Consider the following 16,470-nt stretch of genomic DNA (forward strand, 5'->3'; position numbering starts at 1 on the left):
GCGGCGCAGACGCGCCGGCGGCGTGAGGGCTGCGGCCAGGATGGTCGCAGCAGCATGTGGAATGGGCGGTCGCCGTGGCGGCTGCCCTTTGCGCCGACTATTTGCTGTCGAGCGGGTTGAGCAGGCCGCCGTCATTGAGCCCGCCAGGCGACAGGCTGTCGTCGAGGCCGCTGTTCTGGCCCTCGCCGCCCAGCATGCTGTCCAGCCCGCGCAGCGACTGTTCGACCACCGCCTTGTCGACCACCGTCTTCTGCTGCAGCCCCATTTTGACGAGGCCTGGGAAGGCGATGAGCACCGCCACCATCACCAGCTGGATGATCAGGAAGGGGATGGCGCCAGCGATGATCTGGCCCCAGGTGACAGCCGGCATGCGCCGCTTCGTCACCACATCGAGATAGGGCGCCTTGGGCGCGACGCTGCGCAGGAAGAACAGCGCGGCGCCGAACGGCGGATGCATGAACGAGGTCTGCATGTTGACGCTGAGCAGGATGCCCAGCCACACCAGATCGATGTCCATCTTCTGGGCCACCGGGACCAGAAGCGGGATGACGATGAAGGCGATCTCGAAGAAGTCGAGGAAGAAGGCCAGCACGAAGATCAGCAGATTGACCACCAGCAGGAACTCAAGCTGGCCGCCTGGCAGGCGATCAAACAGGTGCTCGACCCAGATGTGACCGTCGACGCCATAGAAGGTCAGGCTGAACAGCCGCGCGCCAATGACGATGAACAGCACGAAGGAGGTGAGACGGGCGGTGACGCCGATCGCCTGCTTCAGCAGCGGCATGCCGAGGCGACGGCGCGCCATGGCGAGGATCATCGCGCCGGCTGCGCCCATGGCCCCGCCTTCGGTCGGCGTCGCCAGACCGACGAAGATGCTGCCCAGCACGAGGAAGATCAGCGCAAATGGCGGGATCAGGGTGAACACCGTCTTTTCCGCCAGCGGCGACAGCAGCTTCAGCCCGAGCGCCCGGTTGGCGAGGGTCAGCGCATAGACGGTGAGCACGCCAGCCGCGATGCGGGCGACAAAGGCCTCATCGCCCTTCATGGTCGCTGGCAGCAGATAGCCGGTGATCAGCGCCACGCCGACGAACAGCACGCCCACGGCGGCCAGCGACGGCAGACCAGTCGCCCCCGGCGGTCCGATAAGGGTGCGCGCCTCCGGCGGCACCGCTGGCGCCGACTTCGGCCAGAACAGCGTGCAAACAAACACAAAGGCAGCGTAGGACAAGGTGAGCAGCAGGCCGGGAACGAAGGCGCCGCGATACATGTCGCCCACCGACTGGCCCAGCGCGTCGGCCAGCACGATCAGCACCAGCGACGGCGGGATGATCTGCGCCAGGGTGCCGGAGGCGGCGATAACGCCAGAGGCCAGCCGGGTGTCATAGCCGTAGCGCAGCATGATCGGCATGGAGATCAACCCCATGGAGATCACCGAGGCGGCGACGACGCCGGTGGTGGCGGCGAGCATGGCGCCCACAAGGATCACCGCATAAGCCAGACCGCCACGGATCGAGCCAAACAGCTGGCCGATGGTGTCGAGCAGGTCTTCGGCCATGCCGCTGCGTTCGAGGATCAGCCCCATGAAGGTGAAGAACGGCACCGCCAGCAGCGTCTCGTTCATCATCAGGCCAAACAGCCGGTCAGGGATTGTGGCGAACAGGCTCGGGGCCAGCAGGCCAAGCTCGATGCCGATAAAGCCGAACAGCATGCCGCAGGCGGCGAGCGAGAACGCCACCGGAAAGCCCAGCAGCAGGAAAGCCACCATCGCCACAAACATGATGGGGGCGAGATTGGCGGTGATGAACGCGATCATTTCGCCTGCTCCCGCTGGTCCTGTTTCATGACGGCGAGCAGGTCGGCGACTTCATCGCGCTCCTCCGGCCGCTCAACCGGGATGCCGCGCAGCACGGCGATGCGCTTCACCAGTTCGGCCAGCGCCTGCAGGATCAGCAGCACAAAGCCGAGCACGGCGATGGCCCACAGCGGCCAGATCAGCAGACCGCCGGTGTTGCCCGAGGTCTGGCCCGAGGCGAAGGTGCTGACCACCATCGGCCAGGTCATCCAGGCGGTCATGATGGCGACCGGCAGCAGGAAAACCACGATGCCGAAGATGTCGATCCACATGCGCGCCCGTTCGGACAGGCGGGTGAAGATGATGTCGATGCGCACATGCTCATTGCGCAACAGGGTGTGGGCGCCGCTGATCAGGAAGATGGCGGCGAACAGATAGAGCTGTAGTTCCAGCGCGGCGTTGGACGCGATGTGCAGAAATTTGCGCGCCAGCGCGTTGCCGGCGCTGAGCAGCACCACGACCACCACCAGCCAGGCGACGGCGTCGCCGAAAAAAATGCTGATGCGGTCGATGACGCGCGCGCATGAGAGTAGCGCCCTCATCTTCCCTCCCCCGATGTCTGTTCTGTTATGTGCGGGGGGCGCTTGCGCCGGCTCCGGGGAGCACTGACCCATTCGCCCTTTGGCCCAGGCGTAGCTGGCCCAGGCGCCGCCGGCTTAAGCGCCGCGGGCCCAAGCCGTCTGGCGCAAGGCGACGCCGTCTGCGTGTCGCCAGAGCCTGCGCCGACGTACTGGCCGGGCGGGGCCAACTTCCCGGCTGGCGCACCCATGCCTACGTCTGCGGCATGCAGAGGCGCGCGAGCCCCAGGCGCACACGCCTTCGCGCATGCGCCTCAGTCCCATTCAGCCGCTGGGGCTTATTTGCGGGCGCGGGCGATGGCGTTGGAGACGAAAATATCCATCGGCGTCTCGTTCAGCGCATACCAGCGATAATTGGTGTCGCGGAAGTTCATGTAGTGGTCGTAGATTTTCTTGAACACCGGATTCTTGGCGCACTCATCGGCGTAGAAATCCATCGCCACTTCATAGCCGCGACGCATGATGTCCTGCGGCATCGGCTTGACCTGGACACCGGCGGCGATGATGCGCTGCAAGGCGGCCATGTTCTGGCTGTCGGCATAAGCGAGGCTGGCAAGCTGGGTGCGGGCGGCGGCGGAGATCATCGCCTGGCGATGGCCTTCCGGCAGCTTCTTCCACGCATCGGCGTTGAAGTAGAACGAGATCTGGTTGGTGTAGTCCCAGAAGCCGAGCGTGTAATAATATTTGGCGACGCGCTGCAGATTGGTGCGCTCATCGCCCACCGGAATGGCGAATTCCGCCGCATCCATGGTGCCCTTTTCCATGGAGGTATAGATGTCTGACGGCGGGATCATCTGAGGGATCACGCCCATGCGCGACATCACCTCACCGCCCAGGCCGGCGATGCGCATTTTCAGACCCTTGAGGTCTTCCACCGTCTTGATTTCGCGGTTGAACCAGCCGCCCATCTGCGCGCCGGTGGTGCCAGCCGGCAGCTGCACCAGATTGAGCGCGTCGTAGAGCTCCTTCTGCAGGAGGTCATTGCCGCCGCCATCGGCCAGCCAGGCATATTGCAGGCGGGCGTTCATGCCGAAGGGGATGCCGGTGTTAAAGGCCATCGCCTTGTTCATGCCGATGTAGAACAGCGAGGCGGTGTTGGCGGATTCGATCGAGCCATTGCCGACGGCGTTGAGAATGCCCGGCACCGGGACAATTTCATTGGCCTGAAACAGCTGGACATTGAACTTGCCACCGGTGGACTGGCCGATGCTGTCGACGGCGTTCTGGATCAGCGCATAGGATTCCGTAATGCTCTTCGGAATGTAGCACTGCATGCGCCAACGGGTGGCGCCGTCGGCCTGCGCTTTTGCGGCGCCCGCAGAACTTGCGACGCCTGCGGCGGCGGCGACGCCCGCAAGACCCACGCCACTGATGAAATTGCGACGATCCATTGGATGTTTCCTGTTCCCTGATGTGTTGTCGGCGCGGCTTCGCCCGCCTTTTCTGGAATGATGTTAGATTAGGCCAGCACGACCAAGACGGTTCCGCGGACATTTGGGGATGTTTGGCGGACATGGATCGGGAGGTTATGCTCAACGCAAGGCGCGAAACAGCGTCAGCCTGGGGGGCGAAAATGACAGACGAGACGGAGCCGGCGCCAAAATCTCAGGAGCCAAAATCTCAGGAGCCAGGATCTCAGGAGCCAGGTTCGCAGGAGCCAGGATCGCAGGAGCGAGGTTCACAAGAGCCCCGGCGACTGGCCGGACCTGAAGCGACCCAGCCGGCGCAGGCGAGCGACAGAGCCTCCCCAAACGGTGGTTTTCCGGTGCTGAACACCCTGCCGTCGGCGCTCGATCCGCCCGTGCACAGCATGCACAAGGCGCACGCGCTGGTGGAAAGCCTCGCGGACATCGGCGTTGCGCCTGACGACGCGCTGCGTGGGTCAGGCATCCAGCCGCGTGATCTCGACAATGTCGCGGCGCGCATGTCGATCCGTCAGCTGTTGGTGGTGTTTCGCAACGCCGCCGCTTTGGTCGATGACCCCTGTTTCGCCTTACGCGCAGGAAAGCAGCGCCATCTCGGCATTCTCGGCTATTTTGGCCTGGCGCTAGGCGCCTCCGACAGCTGGGCCGCCTCGATGGAGCGGTTCCTGAAATACCGGCAGCTGTCGACGCCGGTGCTCGGCGTGCGCTTTTCGCCCGAGCCGGACGCCTGCGTCATGACCTATTATGACGCGCTCGACATCGACCCGGGGATTTTCGGCTTTGTGCTCGACTATCACATGGCCATGGCGTTGACCTTCCAGCGCGACATGTTTGGCCCGCATTTCAGCTTCCGCGAGGTCCGCCTCAGCTATCCCGCTCCTCCTCATGCGGCGGAGATATGCGCCATCTATGAGGCGCCGGTGACCTTCGGCGCCGATCATAACCAGCTGCTGTGGGATCTGGAGTGGAACGACCGGCCGGTGCAAATGGCTGACCCACTCACCGCCCAGGCGTTGTCGGACATCTGCGACCAGCTCTGCGCCCAGGTCACCGCGCAGCGCGGCAAGGCGGGCGCGGTCATCCAGCTGCTTGAGGACTGTAGCGGCGGTTTTCCAGGCATTGACGACGTCGCCGCGCGCCTCAACGTCACCTCGCGCACCCTGCGCCGCTGGCTGGCGGCGGAGGGCACCTCTTACGCCGACATTCTTGATACGGTGCGGGCGCGCATCGCCATCCGCTATCTGCGCGCCACTCACATCAAGACCGATGAAATTTCGCAGCTTCTCGGCTTCAGTTCGCCAGCCAGTTTCCGGGCTGCGTTCCGGCGCTGGACCGGGCGACAGCCGAGCCAGTACCGCCCGACCAGCCGCTCGCGCGCCGCGGCGCCGGATGTAGCGACACGCCATGGGCCAGCGGCAGGGTGACCCTCGCGAAGATATCGCCGCTCGGGGCGGCCTCATGGCGGAACCCGAAGAGCATGGCTCATCGGGTTCTGGTCAAACCCTTGCAACGACCGCGCATTGTCCGTCGCGGATGCGGCAGCATCGTCGCGACCTGGCGTCAGGTGACGTTCATGCAATAGCCGCCGTCGATCAGCAGGCTCTGGCCGGTGATATAGCCGGCGCTGGCGCTGCACAGGAAGGCGCAGGCGTCGCCAAACTCCGCCGGATCGCCCATGCGGCCCGCCGGCACCGCGGTCTTCAGCGCCTCCAGCGCCGCGGCGTCGGCCAGCGCCGTGGCCCGGCTGGTGGCGAAGGAGCCAGGCAGCAGATGGTTGATGGTGACATTGGCCCCCGCCACCTGCCGCGCCACGCCGGAGCAAAAGCCGGTGAGGCCGAGCCGCGTGGCGTTGGACAGATCGAGATTGATCACCGGACGCACGGCGGTCATCGAGGTGACATTGACGATGCGGCCAAAGCGCCGCGCCATCATGCCGTCGACGTAATGGGTGATCAGCGCCACCGCCGCCAGCATGTTGGTCTCCAGCGCTTGGCGCCAGTCGTCGCTGGTCAGCGCGCGGAAATCCTTCTTCGGCGGCCCGCCGCCATTATTGACAAGAATATCTGGCGCCGGGCAGGCCGCGATCAGGCGCTGGCGCCCCGCCTCTGTCGCCACATCGGCGACCACCTCGATCACCGTCACCCCGGTCTCCGCCCGCACCCGCGCGGCGGCGGCGGCCAGCACCTCGGGCCGGCGGCCATTCATCACCACCGTGCAGCCTGCGCGGGCCAGCGACATGGCCGAGGCGAAGCCAAGCCCCTCGCTGCTGGCGCAGACAATGGCGGTCTTTCCTGAAATGCCGAGATCCATCGCAATCCTCCCTGCGCAACAGCGCTGCGCCAATGCAGCCTGATCCTTTGGCGCGGGGCGGATCAGGCGCAGGGCGCGCCCGGCAAGGCGCGTCCTGGTTGGTCAACGACTGCGCCCGTCGTCTCAAGCCAGGCTATGGAGGCGCTGACGCATCCGCGACCTGCAAGGGTTGAGCCCCGCCTGGGCTTGGGCGTGAACCGATGAGGCCACCTCATCGGGTCATCCTCATCGGGTTACGGCGTCAGGCGGCGGCGCGTGGCGCGGCGCCGGCGGCGTTGAAGTCGCCGAGAAGGCGCGCCTGGTCGTCGCGGAACTTCGCCACATTGGCTTCCTTGACGTGGCCATAGCCGCGGATCTTGTCCGGCAGCGCCGCAAGCTCAGTGGCGATGGCCGCATTGCTGGCGTTGAGCTTGCCGCTGAGATCGCGGATCAGCGCCTCATATTCGCTGATCAGGGCGCGCTCCATGCGCCGCTCCCCGGTGTAGCCGAAGATGTCGAAGGCAGTGCCGCGCAGGCGCTTCGCTTTGGCCAGCAGCCCGAAGGCGCGCAGCATCCACGGGCCGAACTCGCGCTTCACCAGCTGGCCCTTGTCATTGCGCTGCGACAGCATGGGCGGCGCAAGGTGGAAGCTGAGCTTGAAGTCGCCGTCGAACTGCTCGTTCAGCTTACGCAGGAATTCGCCGTCCGTGTACAGGCGCGCCACCTCATACTCGTCCTTATAGGCCATCAGCTTGTAGAAATTGCGGGCCACAGCGTCGGCGAACTTGCCGCCGGCGCCGGCGCGGCTGTCGGCGGCGCTCGCCAGCTCAACCAGCGCCTTGTAGCGCCCGGCATAGGCCTGATCCTGATAGGCCACGAGGCGCTGGGCCCGGTCGTCGACCGTCCAGGCGAGGCCGATGAGGCCTGCCTTCGGCGCCGGCGCCTGCTTCGGCGCCAGCATGGCCAGCAGGCCGGCCATGTCATGGGCGGCGTAGCGGCCCCAGGCGAAGGCCTTGCGATTGGCGGCGACCGAGACGGCGTTCAGCTCGATAGCCTGATCGAGCGCCTCAAAGCTCAGCGGGATCAGCCCCTTCTGGAAGGCGTAGCCGACCATGAACAGATTGCTGGCGATGCTGTCGCCTAGCAGGCGCGTGGCGAGGCGGGTGGCGTCGACGAAATCCACCCGGTCGGCGCCAACGGCGTCGGTGATGGTGCGGCTCATCTCGGCGCCGGGGAATTCAATGTCATTAGCGGTGACGAACTGCGCCGTGGGCTCCTCACGGGTATTGACGATGGCGCGGGTGACGCCGTGCTCGGCGACGCCGGTGACCTGCTGGCTGGCGGTGACGACGAGGTCACAGCCCAGCACCAGATTGGCCGAGCCATTGTTGATGCGCACCGAATTCAGCTCGGCAGGGGATGCGGCGATGCGGATGTGGCTGGTGACGGCGCCGTTCTTCTGGGCGAGGCCGGTGAAGTCGAGCACCGAGACGCCCTTGCCTTCCAGATGGCCGGCCATGCCCATCAGCGCGCCGACGGTGAGCACGCCAGTGCCGCCGATGCCGGCGATGAGGATGTTGTAAGTCTCGTGCAGCGGCGCGATCTGCGGCGCCGGCAGATTGGCCAGCGGATCAGCCGCAACGGCGCTCGCCGCCGTCGCCAGCTGCTGCGGCTTCGCCTTACGAATGGCGCCGCCATGCACGGTGACAAAGCTCGGGCAGAAGCCGTTGAGGCAGGAGAAATCCTTGTTGCAGGCCGACTGGTCGATCTGGCGCTTGCGGCCCAGCTCGGTCTGCAGCGGCTTCACCGAGATGCAGTTGGACTTGACCGAGCAGTCGCCGCAGCCTTCGCACACCGCGTCATTGATGAACACGCGCTTCGGCGGATCGGGGTATTCGCCGCGCTTGCGCCGGCGGCGCTTCTCGGCGGCGCAGGTCTGGTCATAGATCAGCACCGTCAGGCCCGGCTCCTCGCGCAGCTCGCGCTGGATGTCGTCGAGCTCGCTGCGGTGATGCACCTTGGCCCCGGCCGGGAAGATGGCGGTGGTCGGATATTTGTCCGGCTCGTCGGTGACGATCACCACCTTGCGCGCGCCCTCCGCGGCGCACTGGTGGGCGATCTGCGGCACGGTCAGGCTGCCTTCGGCCGGCTGGCCGCCGGTCATGGCCACCGCGTCATTATAGAGGATCTTGTAGGTGATGTTGACGCCCGCAGCGGCGGCGGCGCGCAGCGCCACCGAGCCGGAGTGGGTGTAGGTGCCGTCGCCCAGATTCTGGAAGACGTGCTTGTCCTTCGAGAACGGGGCCTGGCCGATCCAGTTGGCGCCCTCGCCGCCCATCTGGGTGATGGTGACGGTGTTGCGGTTGGGCATGAAGGAGGCCATGCCGTGACAGCCAATGCCGGCCAGCGCCCGGCTGCCCTCTGGCACCACCGTCGAGGAATTGTGCGGGCAGCCCGAGCAGAAGAACGGCGTGCGCTGCAATTTGCCCAGCATCACCGGCCGCTCAAACGATTCGAGGCGCGACAGCCGCTGCTGCATATTGGGCGTGGCGGCGCTGAAGCGCTCAAGGCGGCGCATGATGGCGCGGGCCACCATGGTCGGCGTCAGCTCGCCCTCGCTGCCGAGCAGGCGCTCGCCATTCTCCAGCTGCTTGCCCACCACCGTCGGACGACGGTCGGCGGGCATGTTGTAGAGATATTCGACCAGCTGGCGCTCGATGAAGCCGCGCTTCTCCTCGACCACCAGCACATCCTGCAGGCCGTCGGCGAAGCGCATGGCGCCCTGGCGCTCCAGCGGCCAGGTCATGCCGACCTTGTAGATGCGGATGCCGAGCCGGGCGATGTCGTCAGGACGGAGGCCAAGCTCGTCAAAGGCCTGGCGCACGTCGAGATAGGCCTTGCCGGTGGTGATGATGCCGAGGCGCGGGCTTTGCGGCTCGATCACCGTCTGGTCGATGCCATTGGCGCGGGCGAACGCCGCCACCGCTTCCATGCGCGGCCCATGCAGTCGACGCTCGGCCTCCAGCGGCGGATCCGGCCAGCGAATGTTGAGGCCGCCCACCGGCATGTCAAAATCGCTGGGCATGATGATCTTGACGCGATCAGGGTCGACCTCGATGGAGGTCGCCGTCTCCACCGTCTCGGCGATGGCCTTGAAGCCGATCCAGCAGCCGGAGTAACGCGACAGCGCGTAACCCAGCACGCCGAAATCGAGATATTCCTGCACGCTCGACGGGTTGAGGATCGGCATCATCGCCGATTCAAACAGATGCTCGCTCTGATGCGCCAGGGTCGAGGACTGGCAGCCGTGGTCGTCGCCGGCGATGGCGATGACGCCGCCGTAACGCGAGGCGCCGGCCAGATTGGCGTGTTTGAACACGTCCATGGAGCGATCAACGCCCGGCCCCTTGCCATACCACAGGCCAAAGACGCCGCGCACATCCGCCGGATGCAGCGCCACCTGTTGCGAGCCCCACACCGAGGTGGCGGCGAGGTCCTCATTCAGGCCTGGCTGGAAAACGATGCGATTCTTCTCGAGGCGCGACTGCACCCGCCACAGTTCATGGTCGAGCGCCCCCAGCGGCGAGCCGCGATAGCCGGAGATAAACCCCGCCGTATCGAGGCCCTCGGCGATATCGCGCTGGCGCTGGATCATCGGCAGACGTACGAGGGCCTGCACGCCCGAGATATAAATACGACCCGACTGCCGGTCATATTTGTCGTTCAGTGTCACACCCTGCAGCATTTGCGCCAACCTAAGCCAGGGAACGCGCCGCCCGGCGCTGACGGATCGAGGCTCCGCGCCGGGCGCATGGACGTTCCACCCATTTTGAATTGTTCAAAGGTTGGCGGGTTCGCAGCGGAAGCTCTGTCGCCTGGCTGACATTTGCCGCAGGCGGCCCGAAAATGTCGCGCGCTGGACGTTCACAATCGTCGCGCGAAGCTACATTGGCGCGCAGGAGGCGGGCGGACGCCAGGACCCGCCGCCAGCGCGATAGGCGTCTGACGACAGGCTGGTGGGGTCGAGACGCCGCCAGCCTGAGCGCCAGACCAACAACAGCACGCCACAAGGAGACGGGCATGGGGGATAAGCTGCAACAGGCCGCCGGCGCGGCCAAAAAGCTGGCGGCGCATTTGCTGGCGGCGCGCCAGACGCGCAATGCGCTGGATCTTGCGGCGACGCCAGAGCTGCGACCGGCGAGCCTGGACGAGGCCTATGCGACGCAAGCTGTGCATCTGGATGGCTTTCTGGCCAGCGCCGGCGGCCGCCAGACCGGCTACAAGCTCGGCGCCACCAGCCACGCCACCATGCAGGCGCTAGGCTTCGCCGAGCCCTTCCATGGCCCGGTGGTCGACAGCTGGACCCACACATCGCCCGCCGTGCTGAAGCGTAGCGATTTCTTCGTCTGCGCCATTGAGCTGGAGGTCGGCGTGCGGCTCAGCGCCGATCTCGACGACCCCGCGCTGGACATGGCGCAATTGCGCGACGCCATCGCCGAAGTGTTTCCGGTGATGGAGATCGCCGACACCCGCTACAGGCCAGGGACGCCGCCTGGGCCCACGGCGATTGTCGCCGATCTGGGCAATGCGGCGGCGCTGGTCGTCGGCGAACCCTGTCAGAACTGGCGCGAGCTCGACCTCGACCAGCTGCCGGCGCGGCTCAGCGATGGCGGCGCGACAGTGGCCGAGGGCGGCGCGGCGCTGGTGGTCGATGGCCCCTTGGGACAATTGCTGCGCTTCGCCCGCAATCGCTTCGCCGCCGGCAAGCCGCTGCGCGCAGGCGAGATCGTCAGCACAGGCTCGTGCATCCCGCCCTATCCGGCGCAAGCCGGGCAGCGGCTGATCGGCGACCTCGGTGGCCTCGGCCAGGTGGCGCTGACCCTCAGCTGAGGTTTGATCGCAGACGCGCCATGGTGGCGGCGTCGCCATGATCAGGATGCACAAACGGCGGCCACGTGGCCGCCGTTTGTCGTTATGGATTAACTTGTTGGCCTGCTGCGCCTCATACCAGGATGCGAAGATGCTGACGCATCCGCATCCTGACATGCTCAGGCGCCGCATGGGCTTAACCAGAACCCGATGAGTCATACGCATCGGGTTCTGGCATCAGTTGGGGAACATCTCGCGCAATTTCAGCTTGAAGAACTTGCCGGTCGACGTGCGTGGAATGGCGTCGAGCACCTCATAGCGATCGGGCAGCTGCCATTTGGCGAACTGGCCCTCGAGGATGCGGTTCAGCTCTTCGGGCGTGGCGGTCTGGCCGGGCTTGAGCACGATGCAGGCCAGCGGCCGCTCGTTCCACTTCTCGTGCGGGATGGCGATCACCGCAGCTTCAGCGACGCCCGGATGCGACATCAGGGCGTTTTCCATGTCGACCGAGGAGATCCACTCGCCGCCGCTCTTGATCAGATCCTTGGTGCGGTCGGTGATACGCATGTATCCCAGCTCATCGAACACCGCGACGTCGCCGGTGCGCAGCCAGCCATCCTCTGTGTGCTTGTCCGGGTCTGCGGGCACGCGGAAATAGGAGCCGGTGATGTAGGGGCCGCGAATCTGCAACTCGCCAGGGGTCTTGCCGTCCCATGGCGTCTCCTTGCCATCGTCGTCGATCAGGCGGATCTCGGCCAGCGGCGCCGGGATGCCGGCGCAGGCGGCGCGACGGAACTTCTCGTCATCGCTGGCGTCGGCCAGCTCCGGCTTGATGAAGCTGATGGTGCCGAGCGGCGAGGTCTCGGTCATGCCCCAGCCCTGCAACAGGGTGACGCCGCGCTCGGCGAAGGAGCGGATCAGGCTCTCCGGCGCGGCCGAACCGCCTACGAGGCTGCGCATGCCGGCGGGCAAGGTCCATTTGCCCGGATTGGCTTCCATGAACTGGATCAGCGACAGCCAGATGGTCGGCACGCCCAGCGACAGGGTCGGCTGGGTGGCGACGATCAGGTCGAGCAGGTCATCGCCATGCAGATGCGGGCCAGGCATGATCAGGCTGGCGCCAGTCAGCACCGCCGCATAGGGCATGCCCCAGCAATTGGCGTGGAACATCGGCGTCACCGCCAGAACGCGGTCGCGGCTGCTCAGGCAGCAATGATCCGGCAGGCTCATCGACAGTGAATGCAGCACGGTCGAGCGGTGCGAATAGGCGACGCCCTTGGGACGGCCCGTGGTGCCCGAGGTGTAGCACAGGCCCACGGCGTCGTTCTCGTCATGGGGCGCCGGGGTGAAGCTCTTGCCGCGATGCGGCGCGATCAGCTGCTCATAGTCATGCAGCCCCTCAGGCACGGCGACGCCGCCGCCAAAGGGGAAGACGATGACATGATCGAAGGTGTGCGCCTTTGCCACCTGCTGGTACAGCGGCAGCAGCACGTCGTCGACGATCAGCACCCTGGTGTCGGCGTGATCGGCGATCCAGGCGATCTCCTCCCCCGACAGGCGCAGGTTGAGCGTGTGCATGACGCCGCCAACCAGCGGAATGCCGAAATAGGCTTCCAGATGGGCGTTGTGGTTCCAGCACAAAGTGGCGACGCGGTCGCCGGCCTTGACGCCGAGGCCCTGCAGGGCGTGGGCCAGCGCCCGGGTGCGATCGGCGATCTCGGCGTAATTCTGCACACGCAGCGACTTGTCGGGCAGGCGCGAGGTGATCGTCTGGCCGCCGAACAGTTTGTCGAGCCGCGCGAACATGGTGTTCAGCGACAGCTGCGTCGACATCATGGTTGATTGCATGTGGTTCCCTCCCCTGGGCGTAACCTTCGCCGCTGGCCCGGCGCGTTGTGGCGCGCGCACGGCCTTTGGTTCCGCATATAGCGGCGATGATGGCGCGCGCAACTATCGCGTCACGCAACTTTCGCCCAGGAAGCTGGGCAGGCGACGCCTGTAGCAGGCTGGCGCCAGCGGGGGCATGTGGCTGCGCTATTACGGCTTGCCAGCCAGCGACCAGGGGGGTGGTCAGGGGGGGTGGTCAACTGCCAGACATGCGCCTTCAGCGCATGATGAGCGCTGGCCTCGCGGCGACAGTTTTGCTAGCAACAGTGCGGAACAGCATTTGACCAAACGCTTGATCTGCAACCAGCCGTCACATCCGTCGCTATCGCCGCGCCTCGCATGGGGGTAGGCCAGGCGCACCGGGCGAGCGGCGCACAGGGAAACGCCATGACCACCGCCACCGACTTTCCGCTTCCTTACGCCCACAATGATCTGACCGGCCAGGTCGCGCTGGTGACCGGCGCCTCCTCCGGTCTTGGTCTGCGCTTTGCCAAGGTGCTGGCCGCTTGCGGGGCCAAGGTGGCCATCACCGGCCGCCGGCTCGACCGGCTTGAGCAGGTGGCGGAAGAGATCCGCGCCGCCGGCGGCGTGGCGCTGCCGCTGCAGCTCGACGTGCAGGACGCCGACCAGCTGCTGGCGGTGGTGAAGAAGGCTGAAGACGCGCTCGGCGCCGTGACCATCCTGATCAATAACGCCGGCATTCCCGACGCCCAGCGCGCGGTGAAGATGTCGGTCGAGCTGATCGACGCGGTGCTCGACACCAATGTGCGCGGCCCCTACATCCTGTCGTGCGAGTTCGCCCGCCGCCTGATGGACGCTGGCAAGCCAGGCCGCATCGTCAACATCGCCTCGGCCGCCGCTTATGAATATTCGGGCAATGGCGCAGCGCTGTATTCGGTGTCGAAGGCCGCTGTGGTGCGCATCACCGAGACGCTGGCGGTGGAGTGGGCCAAGTTCAACATCAACGTCAACGCCATCGCCCCTGGCGCATTCCACTCCGAAATGATGGACGGCATGCTGGCCCGCGTCGGCGACATCGCCCAGCATTATCCGCGCAAGCGCCTCGGCCAGCCGGCCCAGCTCGACAGCACCCTGCTGTTCCTGGTCTCGCCTGCCTCTGAATGCGTCACCGGCACCTGCGTCCGCGTCGACGACGGCCAGCACGCCCGCTAATCCGACCATGGAAAAGGCGCCCGCTGGGGCGCCTCAGGCCGCTGACAAACCCCGTCATTTTTGGCGGGGTTTTGTTTTGGCTCCGCGGCAATGGCATGGCTCCAGATCTGCTGTACCGTTGGCGTCGGCTCAGGCTTGAAGGGGGCGTGCCGCAGTGGCGGCAGACGCTGATAGAACAAGCAGCAATGGCCAGCTTTTCCGTCATTATTAGCTAACAATTAAATCTTGATCGGTTCGACTCCAAACAAAACCGTGGCGATTCATGTCGTGCGCAAGGTATGCGGGAATACATTCTCACACGAACTCTGAACCAGGCGCAGCATATCGATGACCTGATGGTTATGAGCGCCCGCCGGGATTTTTAGTATTCCATCATCACAAGGAAGGTTGGGCCCAGATTCGGCGACGTTTTGGGTGTGAAGCCCTTGCACTTCAGGTCATCATGCCTGACGTGCATCTATCCTGTCCCCACGTGTTGCGCTGCATTGTCATGAGCACCCAGGCCGACTGGCGCTCAGCATACCGTCATCGGGCTCTATCGACCACCCGCGTGGATATGTTCCGATATCGGCCAAACCAGTATGTCAGCTCCCATATGGGTAATCACCAATGCCCGCGTTGGTTAAACATGACGAAATGGGGTGTCTTCTCTCCAGAAATTTCCGACGAGGAAGATCAAAATGAGTGATTCACGTCGCTGCGTCGGCCTCCTGCCTATGAAATCATGCAGTCAAAGGGTTGTTGGCAAAAACTTCCGCACCTTTCATGGCAAGCCGCTGTTTAGATGGGTCCTCGATACACTGATTGCCATCGATGAAATTGATGAGATCGTCATCAACACTGATGCGCGCGCCATTCTGGCGCAGCACGGCCTCGTGGATGGCGACCGGATCAGGATCCGTGACCGCAAGCCAGAGCTTCGTGGCGACACTGTTTCGATGAATCTGGTGATTGCGGACGATGTCGCTGAAATTGGCGCCGATGCCTATCTGATGACTCACGCCACCAACCCCATGCTGTCCAGCGCCACAATCCGTGCGGCGCTGGCCCGCTATCAGGCCGGCGTGTCCACCGGCGAGGCAGACTCCCTTTTCACGGTCAACAACATACAGACCCGGTTCTACCGCGCGGACGCCAGCCCGGTGAACCATGACCCCGCCAATCTGATCCAGACCCAGGATCTGGAGCAGTGGTTCGAAGAAAATTCCAACCTGTATATCTTCTCAGGCGAGAGCTTCCAGAAGACCAAAGCCCGGATCGGCAGCAAGCCGCTGCTGCATGTCATGGATAGGTTGGAGGCTATTGATATTGACACGACGGAAGACTGGAACCTCGCAGAGGCCGTCGCCACTTTCTTGAGCCGCACGGCCTGAGGGCGTCAGTTGAGGAGGACAGTCATGCAGCACGTCCTCGTCACCTGCCCGCCCATGCTTCGGCAGATTGACCGCTTCATGCAATACGCCGCTGATCGCGGACTGAAGCTGCATCCGGCAAGGGTGACGCAGACGCTCAGCGAAGCAGAGCTCGTTGCACTGATGCCCGGCTACAATGGCTGGATTATCGGCGATGACCCGGCGACGCGTCGGGTATTTCAGGCTGGCCTTAACGGCAAGCTGCGCGCTGCGGTCAAATGGGGCGTCGGCGTTGACAATGTCGATACGGACGCGTGCAAGGAACTTGGCATCCCGATCATCAACACACCGATGATGTTTGGCGCGGAGGTTGCAGACGTGGCCACGGCCTTCGTTATCGGCCTGGCGCGCGAGCTTTTTCTGATCGACCGCGGCGTGCGCGCCGGGGAATGGCCGAAGCCAGCCGGGATCAGCCTCGCGGGTCGCACAGCAGGCGTCGTCGGCCTTGGCGACATAGGGCGAAACACCTGCACGCGCCTGCACGCACTGGGTTTGGAGGTGGTCGCCTACGACCCGGGGGTGACGGGCGACGCCGGCATCCCCGCTTTACACCGCGCCGTGTGGCCGGACGCTGTCCAAAAGCTCGACTGCCTGGTCTTCACCTGTGCGCTCAACCGGCAGAACCATCATATGCTGAACGCGGACGTGCTAGCGCTCTGCAAACCCGGCGTGCGGATTGTCAATGTGGCTCGTGGCCCCCTCATTCATGAGGCAGCCCTCATATCTGCGCTCCAGGCTGGTCACGTTCACTCGGTCGCGCTGGACGTTTTCCAGGACGAACCCCTTCCGTGGGACAGCCCCTTACGCGGCATGGACCGGTGCATCTTCGGCTCGCACAATGGTTCGAACACCATCGATGGCGTGATCCGCGCCAGCCGCATGGCTATTGAGCAATTGGCTGCATTCCTTGCCTGAAGCAGGTGGTGACCTGCTCCCCGAAATTTGGTCCATTCAGAACTGGAATTTTCCACGCACGATCCCCGGCG

General features: G+C 64.9%; 12 protein-coding genes. 6 read left to right on the plus strand and 6 right to left on the minus strand.

Going from position 1 to position 16,470, the window contains the following annotated elements; all coding sequences use genetic code 11:
- Nucleotides 1–97: 97 nt before the first annotated feature.
- The 3 genes from AC6A67_RS09065 to AC6A67_RS09075 form a co-directional block, all read right to left on the minus strand.
- Entirely contained in the window at nt 98–1,813 is a 1,716-nt protein-coding gene (locus tag AC6A67_RS09065; protein ID WP_498036229.1) for a TRAP transporter large permease, read from the minus strand.
- The gene (locus AC6A67_RS09070) at nt 1,810–2,394 is read right to left on the minus strand and encodes a TRAP transporter small permease subunit (protein WP_498036230.1); all 585 of its coding nucleotides are present in this window, start codon (nt 2,392–2,394) and stop codon (nt 1,810–1,812) included. The genes AC6A67_RS09065 and AC6A67_RS09070 overlap by 4 nt, the downstream gene beginning before the upstream one ends.
- A 314-nt stretch (nt 2,395–2,708) precedes the next feature.
- Nucleotides 2,709–3,821, minus strand: coding sequence for a TRAP transporter substrate-binding protein (locus tag AC6A67_RS09075; RefSeq protein ID WP_498036231.1), 1,113 nt, complete (start codon nt 3,819–3,821; stop codon nt 2,709–2,711).
- Between the two features lie 109 nt (nt 3,822–3,930).
- Between AC6A67_RS09075 and AC6A67_RS09080 the strand changes: the two genes are divergently transcribed.
- Entirely contained in the window at nt 3,931–4,140 is a 210-nt protein-coding gene (locus AC6A67_RS09080; protein WP_498036232.1) for a pentapeptide repeat-containing protein, read from the plus strand.
- Nucleotides 4,141–4,195: 55 nt separating this feature from the next.
- Nucleotides 4,196–5,278 carry an AraC family transcriptional regulator gene (locus AC6A67_RS09085; protein ID WP_498036233.1) on the plus strand — a complete coding sequence of 361 codons (1,083 nt, stop codon included), beginning with the start codon at nt 4,196–4,198 and terminating at the stop codon, nt 5,276–5,278.
- Between the two features lie 136 nt (nt 5,279–5,414).
- Here the strand turns inward: AC6A67_RS09085 and AC6A67_RS09090 are convergent, their stop codons facing one another.
- Complete coding sequence (locus AC6A67_RS09090; RefSeq protein ID WP_498036234.1) at nt 5,415–6,164, minus strand: SDR family oxidoreductase; 750 nt, start codon at nt 6,162–6,164, stop codon at nt 5,415–5,417.
- A 241-nt stretch (nt 6,165–6,405) separates the two neighbouring features.
- Nucleotides 6,406–9,888: an indolepyruvate ferredoxin oxidoreductase family protein gene (locus AC6A67_RS09095; protein WP_498036235.1), complete on the minus strand. Its 3,483-nt coding sequence runs from the start codon at nt 9,886–9,888 to the stop codon at nt 6,406–6,408.
- A gap of 335 nt (nt 9,889–10,223) precedes the next feature.
- Here AC6A67_RS09095 and AC6A67_RS09100 point away from each other — a divergent pair, with 335 nt between their 5' ends.
- A complete protein-coding gene (locus AC6A67_RS09100; protein WP_498036236.1) occupies nt 10,224–11,033 on the plus strand; it encodes a 2-keto-4-pentenoate hydratase in 810 nt (269 codons plus the stop codon).
- A 216-nt stretch (nt 11,034–11,249) separates the two neighbouring features.
- On the opposite strand, the gene AC6A67_RS09105 is transcribed toward AC6A67_RS09100, so the two are convergent.
- Nucleotides 11,250–12,860: a long-chain fatty acid--CoA ligase gene (locus tag AC6A67_RS09105; protein ID WP_498036237.1), complete on the minus strand. Its 1,611-nt coding sequence runs from the start codon at nt 12,858–12,860 to the stop codon at nt 11,250–11,252.
- 426 nt (nt 12,861–13,286) lie between these two features.
- On the opposite strand from AC6A67_RS09105, the gene AC6A67_RS09110 reads away from it, so the two are divergent.
- From AC6A67_RS09110 to AC6A67_RS09120, 3 genes are all read left to right on the plus strand, one after another.
- Nucleotides 13,287–14,072 carry an SDR family NAD(P)-dependent oxidoreductase gene (locus AC6A67_RS09110; protein ID WP_498036238.1) on the plus strand — a complete coding sequence of 262 codons (786 nt, stop codon included), beginning with the start codon at nt 13,287–13,289 and terminating at the stop codon, nt 14,070–14,072.
- A 680-nt stretch (nt 14,073–14,752) separates the two neighbouring features.
- Nucleotides 14,753–15,445, plus strand: a complete 693-nt coding sequence (locus AC6A67_RS09115; protein ID WP_498036239.1) for an acylneuraminate cytidylyltransferase family protein — start codon at nt 14,753–14,755, stop codon at nt 15,443–15,445.
- Nucleotides 15,446–15,469: 24 nt separating this feature from the next.
- Nucleotides 15,470–16,399, plus strand: coding sequence for an NAD(P)-dependent oxidoreductase (locus tag AC6A67_RS09120; protein ID WP_498036240.1), 930 nt, complete (start codon nt 15,470–15,472; stop codon nt 16,397–16,399).
- Nucleotides 16,400–16,470 lie beyond the last annotated feature (71 nt).

The organism is Camelimonas sp. FR25, assembly GCF_059740505.1.